Raw genomic sequence first — 6,023 nt, forward strand, 5'->3', positions numbered from 1 at the left:
AAAAACTAAGACGAAATCCCTCATAAAAGGTTCTCAACCACATCAAATTTTTCCTGTGCTTCCTTTATTTTACCGGCGCTTCCCACCACACAGAGAAGCTCCTCATTCAAAAAGGCCTTCACCTGCTTCGCAAGGCTCCTCATGGTTTCCGGCTCTGCCGCAAGCAGCTCATCCCGCTCCCTCTGCAGCATTTCCTGGGTCAGGCCCGTCATATAGGCGCTTAAGGAATAAAGTCCCTTTGCAGCCGGATTCATGGGCACATCCAGATCGCTGACCGCTCCGATCACATACTGGGTCATAGTCCGTTCATCTGCGGAAAACTGAGAAATAGCCTCCGGGGCCTCCTCGTAAATCTGAAGGGTCTTTTCCAGATTGGGGTCTCTGTAGGATACAAAATAGCTGTCCCCGGATCTGCCAAAGCCGCACATGCACCCGTAGGCGCCTCCCTTCACTCTCACGTTCACCCACAGATATTCATAGCCCAGCATTACCTTAAGCACCCGCAGCGCTCCGTGATAGGGCAGTCCCTTCTTGCGGAAATTTCCGGCCCTGCACACATACTGCACCTGTCCTGAGGTTAGGAAGCCTTCCTTTCTTTTTATCAGCTCTGGCACATAAGCCTCCCTTTGGACGGGGCAAGCATAAAGCCGCTCCTCCAGCGCCCCAATGGGCTCTGTAAGCTCCTTGAGGGCTTCCTCCTCTCCCACAAAGTCAACCATCAGGTTTTCCTTTCGGAAAATCATTCTGGCCAGCTGGGCAAGGCACTCCGTAAGCCGCTCTTTTTCCTCCTCAAAATGCGTTTCCAGTCGGCTGATCAGCCGGTAAAAGGAAATTCCCGACAGCACCTCTCCCACAGCGCCTGATACACTTGCGCCAGCCAGGGCCCGGCCCACTGCCACACTGTGGCCCGCGGAAATCATCTGGGCCTGCATTCTGGATTTTCCCTCTGCAAGAATTTCATAAAGCCTTTTGGTATCCGAAAAATCACTGGTGAAGAGAATCTCCTGCATCAGCTCCACTGCTTTGCCCAGATTTTCATACAGAGCCTTCGTTTTCAGCTCAAGGGTGACGCTGAAACGGTCTGAGTCCTCCACATTTGCATAAACGTTGTTTACCGCGGCCATCCCTCCTGTCACCAGATTCATCTCGTTAAACAAATCTCCATACTGATAGTGCTCTGTATTCAAAAGCCCAAGGCAGCCCTTCAGCACGCCAATATACGGAAAATATTCTCTGGGAATATCCTTCACAAAAAAGATCAGGCGCAGATAGCCGATACCGTTTGTAAAAACAGGGTGATACAAAAGTCTGGTATCCCCCAGAAGTCGTTCCTCATTGACCAGAGCATTTGCTTCCTTTTTTAAATCCTTCCTGGTCAGCAGAGGAATCTTCTGCAGATCCTCCGGACTGTCCGGTGTTTCCTGAAACTGCAAAAGAAGCTCCTGCCTGTCCTTTACCTGTGCACGCTCTTCCGGCGTCATTTTTTCCAAAATATCCTCAAGCTTTTTCTTGTTTTCCTCCTCCTGTATGGCTGCCAGACCCTTATGAGGCTTTAAGATCACCACCGAGGTATGGGGATTGCGCAAAAGATACTTGTCTGTGAGAGCTTCAAAATACCCCTCGGATACCTTCCTTTTCAGTTCTCCAAAGGTATCCAGGGCCTCAATGTGGAGAAAGGGCTTCGTCTCATCATAAAGCCAGCTGTCCATAATCTGCAGTCCATACATCAAGCCCTTGGGATAGGAGCCAAAATCCGCTTCCCTGTACTTAAACTCATAATAATTGATGCCCGCAAGCAGGGCCTTTTTATCGAAGCCCTCTCTTACAAGCCTCTCCAGCTCCTGTTTAATGGTATCCAAGAACAGCTTCTCCTTATTCAGGGAGGTTCCCTTTGCCACTATGCTGAAATAGGGCTGACGGATGCCGTTCTCATAGATGCTGTAGACATCCTTTCCCACCTTCAGATCGGTGAGCTTTTTCTTTAAAGGCGCTCCCGGAGCGGAGCAAAGGGCATAATCCAATATCTGGAAGGCCACATACAGCTCCTTGTCCAGGCTGTCTCCCACGGACACATTAAAGGAAAGATAGGTATTGTCCTCCTCATCCTCCTCTTCATTTAAGGGATATTCCCGCACCACCCGGTTCTGCTGTGTAAAGGCAGGCTCCTCTCCAATGGAAGAATCAATCTCTTTTTCGTCAAAGGCAGAAAGATAATGCTCATCGATAAACATAAGCTTCTCTGCCATATCCATATTGCCATAGAGATAAATGTAGCAGTTGGATGGGTGATAATATTTTTTGTGGAAGGCAAGAAACTCCTCATAGGTAAGCTCCGGGATTACCTGCGGGTCTCCTCCCGACTCCCAGGCGTAAACCGTGTGCGGGTAGAGAGAACGCATCATTTCCCGCTCCAGCACGTCATCCGGGGAGGAAAAGGCCCCCTTCATCTCATTGTACACCACACCGTTTAAGGACAGCTCCCCTTCCTCAGAAAGCTCATAATGCCATCCCTCCTGGCAGAAAACAGCCTCTTTCTCATAAATATTTGGATAAAACACCGCATCCAGATAAACGTGCATCAGATTCTGAAAATCCGCATCGTTACAGCTTGCAACGGGATATATGGTCTTATCCGGATAAGTCATTGCATTCAAAAAGGTATTTAAGGAGCCCTTCACAAGCTCCACAAAGGGATCCTTCACAGGAAATTCCTTTGAGCCGCACAAGACAGAATGCTCCAGAATGTGGGCTGCCCCGGTGGAGTCTTTGGGAGGTGTGCGGAAGCCTGCGTAAAACACCTTGTTTTCATCGTCATTGGAAATCAGGACCACTTTTGCTCCTGTTTTTTTATGCCTGCACAAAAAGCACAGACTGTTGATATCCTTACTTTCTCTTTTCTCTAATATTTCATAGCTGGATAACTCTTCTACTCTCACACATATACCTCCTGCCCGCCTTTTGGGACAATTCCTTTAAAATGATGCCAAAGCAAGCTTGCTCAGGATCAGCTCCTGCACCACCACACCCTGTTTTTCCTTCTCCGAGGCAGGTATCCCGGCCAGTGCTTCCACGCTCAAGGTCCGCGTTACATACCGTTTCCCCGGCTTGCCCGTCAGGCTCTTTTTCTCCTCAAGAATGTTGATTTTCACCCGGGCCTTCATCTGTTTATATATCTTTAGCAAAAAGCTTTTGGAATCCAGGTAATACAGATTGCTCTCTAGCGTATCCTCCGGGTGGGCCTCCGGGAGAATATATCGCTCTACCAGCAGCCGGAATTTAAAGGGAAGCTCCTCCGTATCCACAATTTCTCCCAGCGTATATTTTGTCCCTATATACAGATTGCCCACATCCTGCATACTGTATTTATTGTCCTCGTAAATTGTCTGTTTCATCTCATCTCCATGCCAGCCACAAAGCCGGTCCCTTTCGCAGTTCCCTTATGGCTGCGTATTCTCAATATATTCGATCTGAAAGCCGCTCATGCGAAGCGCGTCCTGAATGCTTTTTAAGGACATGCCCGTCTCCTGGGCCAGCTCTTCCTTTGTCACCTTCCGGCATAACGCCTGGGACAGCTCTTTCGCTTTCTCTGTCACAAGATTTACCTTTTCCAAAATCCGCCGGTCCATTTTCTCCTGGGCTGCATTTTCCTGGATAAATTCTTCCATGGCTCTCATAATCATACTGGAGAGCATTCCCTGGGCCTCCTTCGGCTCCTCTAAGCTTCCCAGCAGTTCCACTCCAATGGTGAGCGCCACATTCCCCTCTCCGATCAAATCCTCCAGATAAACCCCTTGTCCCGCGTAAAGTCTGGCTATCTGTGCCACGTCATTTAAATAAATTTCCATCAGCCTCTTTTTGGCCGAAATATCTCCGGCCATGGCAGAAAGGGTTATGGCATGCTTCTCTCCCTGGCTGCACTGGGAAAGCATTTCGATTTCCTCCAGATAGCCCTGCAGAAAATCCCGTTCCTCCTCAGTAAGATATTCCTCCGGATCAACCGGCTCCCCGATGCCGATCCGGTGCTTTTTCAGGTAATCAAAAACCAGCTGCAGCTGCTCCTCCTCCAAAGAAAGCTCTGCGAAGGCGTCCCTCACCTGCTCCTCCTGTATAAAGCCGCCCTGTTCTCCCGCCAGCTTTTTTATCTGCTCCAGCGTTTTTGCAAATACTACTTCCCTGTCCATACAGTCTCCTTATCTATCTTTCTGTCTACTTCACATGCTCATGGGTAAAAAGGTGGTATTGGCAGTACTCGTAATTACCGTTGCATTTGGAGCAGAAGCGGAATTCCAATGTGGGATCATCTGCCTCCGTGCGGCCGCAGATGGCGCAGCGGTGCCCCGTAGCCTTGACGTTTCGTTTTACCTCCTGCTTGAAGGCCGCCCTGCGTTTTATCTGTTTTGGAGTCATATGAATCCTGTTTTTGGTGCGCGCATAAAATACGATAAAATTCAACAGAGACGCTCCGATAGCCATCCGTGAGAAAAGATTGCCGCTGGCGATAAACTCCCATACCATCATGACAATATACACAATTCCCATCCATTTTACCTTGATGGGGATCACAAACATGAGAAGCACCTGCACATTGGGGAAGGTGGCGGCAAAGGCCAAAAATATGGACATGTTGATGTAATAGGTGCTGAACATAAAGGAGCCCTGGGTAAACAAAAGGGAAGCAACCACGCTGTCCATACCGCCGGTAACCAAATAGTAATAGCCCATGCACAGGAAGCTGCCAATCACAGTAAACAGCATACCCATGAACAGATACACATTATACCGGTAAGTACCCCAGGTCCGCTCCAGAGAGGTTCCTATATTATAATAGAACAAAAGCATAATGATGGTAAAGGGGTCCAAGGAGCTGGGCGGAACGATTATCCAGGTCACAAGCCTCCAGATCTGTCCATGAAAAAGGATTTCATAAGGGTTGAGTGTCAGATAAGTAAGAAAGCTGCCGTTAATCAGGTTGATAATATATCCTGCCACATAGCATAAAATCAACACCAGTGAAATATTGGGTATGGCATATCTGCCAAATTTTTTTTCAAAATTGCTCATCCGCCGCATTTCCTCCGTCTATTTCTTTTAAAAATCCCTCCGCATTTTTCGCCTGGCAGAGGAATATATTGTTCAAACAGTCCTGCTCTATTTTAACATTCCGTCTCCCATAAGTAAACCAAGTTTATAAAACTTTCATTTCTCAGTCTCGTTGCATTTTGTCGATATGTGTCGTATAATACCAGATGCAACTTGCAAATTCATTGGCCCATTCACCAATCAATTAGGAAGGACGCGGTTATATGAACACAAAAAACGCAGCGGCAGCTCTTGGCATTGACATTGGTTCCACTACCGTCAAGATTGCCCTTTTGGATGAAAACCATAAAATTCTTTTTTCCGATTACAAAAGACATTATGCAAATATTCGCGAAACTTTATCCTCTCTTTTAAAGGATGCCTATGACAAGCTGGGTAATCTCACCCTGCATCCCATGATCACCGGCTCCGGAGGGCTTACCCTGGCAAATCATCTGGAAGTGCCCTTTACCCAGGAGGTCATCGCGGTGGCATCCTCCCTGCAGGAGCTTGCCCCAAAAACCGATGTAGCCATAGAGCTGGGCGGCGAGGATGCAAAAATTATTTATTTTGAAGGCGGAAACGTAGAACAGCGTATGAACGGCATCTGCGCCGGAGGAACCGGCTCCTTTATCGACCAGATGGCTTCTCTTTTGCAGACAGACGCCGCCGGTCTGAACGAATACGCGGAAAATTACCAATCCCTGTATACTATTGCGGCCAGATGCGGCGTGTTTGCCAAGTCCGACATCCAGCCCCTGATCAACGACGGCGCCACCAAGGAGGATCTGGCTGCCTCTATTTTTCAGGCAGTGGTAAACCAGACCATCAGCGGTCTTGCCTGCGGCAAGCCCATCAGGGGACATGTAGCCTTTTTAGGAGGCCCCCTTCACTTTCTGCCCCAGCTAAAGGCTGCCTTTATCCGCACCCTGAATCTGGATGAG

General features: G+C 48.4%; 5 protein-coding genes. 1 reads left to right on the forward strand and 4 read right to left on the reverse strand.

What is annotated here, in order from left to right:
* Positions 1 to 20: 20 nt before the first annotated feature.
* Genes SHK35_RS07780 through SHK35_RS07795 form a run of 4 tightly spaced genes read right to left on the reverse strand, consistent with a single transcriptional unit; the run spans position 21 to position 5,070 of the window.
* Positions 21 to 2,936: an insulinase family protein gene (locus SHK35_RS07780; protein WP_318709332.1), complete on the reverse strand. Its 2,916-nt coding sequence runs from the start codon at positions 2,934 to 2,936 to the stop codon at positions 21 to 23.
* Positions 2,937 to 2,972: 36 nt separating this feature from the next.
* On the reverse strand, positions 2,973 to 3,392 hold the full coding sequence (locus tag SHK35_RS07785; RefSeq protein WP_318704057.1) for a hypothetical protein: 420 nt from the start codon (positions 3,390 to 3,392) through the stop codon (positions 2,973 to 2,975).
* 45 nt (positions 3,393 to 3,437) lie between these two features.
* Positions 3,438 to 4,181 (reverse strand): sigma-70 domain-containing protein, encoded by a 744-nt coding sequence (locus SHK35_RS07790; protein WP_318709333.1) that lies wholly within the window; start codon positions 4,179 to 4,181, stop codon positions 3,438 to 3,440.
* Between the two features lie 25 nt (positions 4,182 to 4,206).
* A complete protein-coding gene (locus tag SHK35_RS07795) occupies positions 4,207 to 5,070 on the reverse strand; it encodes a hypothetical protein (protein ID WP_318709334.1) in 864 nt (287 codons plus the stop codon).
* Between the two features lie 233 nt (positions 5,071 to 5,303).
* Here SHK35_RS07795 and SHK35_RS07800 point away from each other — a divergent pair.
* The coding region (locus SHK35_RS07800) for a BadF/BadG/BcrA/BcrD ATPase family protein (protein ID WP_318709335.1) at positions 5,304 to 6,023 on the forward strand (720 nt) is incomplete at its 3' end.

The organism is Candidatus Acetatifactor stercoripullorum (assembly GCF_944382095.1).
Classification (GTDB): Bacteria; Bacillota; Clostridia; order Lachnospirales; family Lachnospiraceae; genus Acetatifactor; species Acetatifactor stercoripullorum.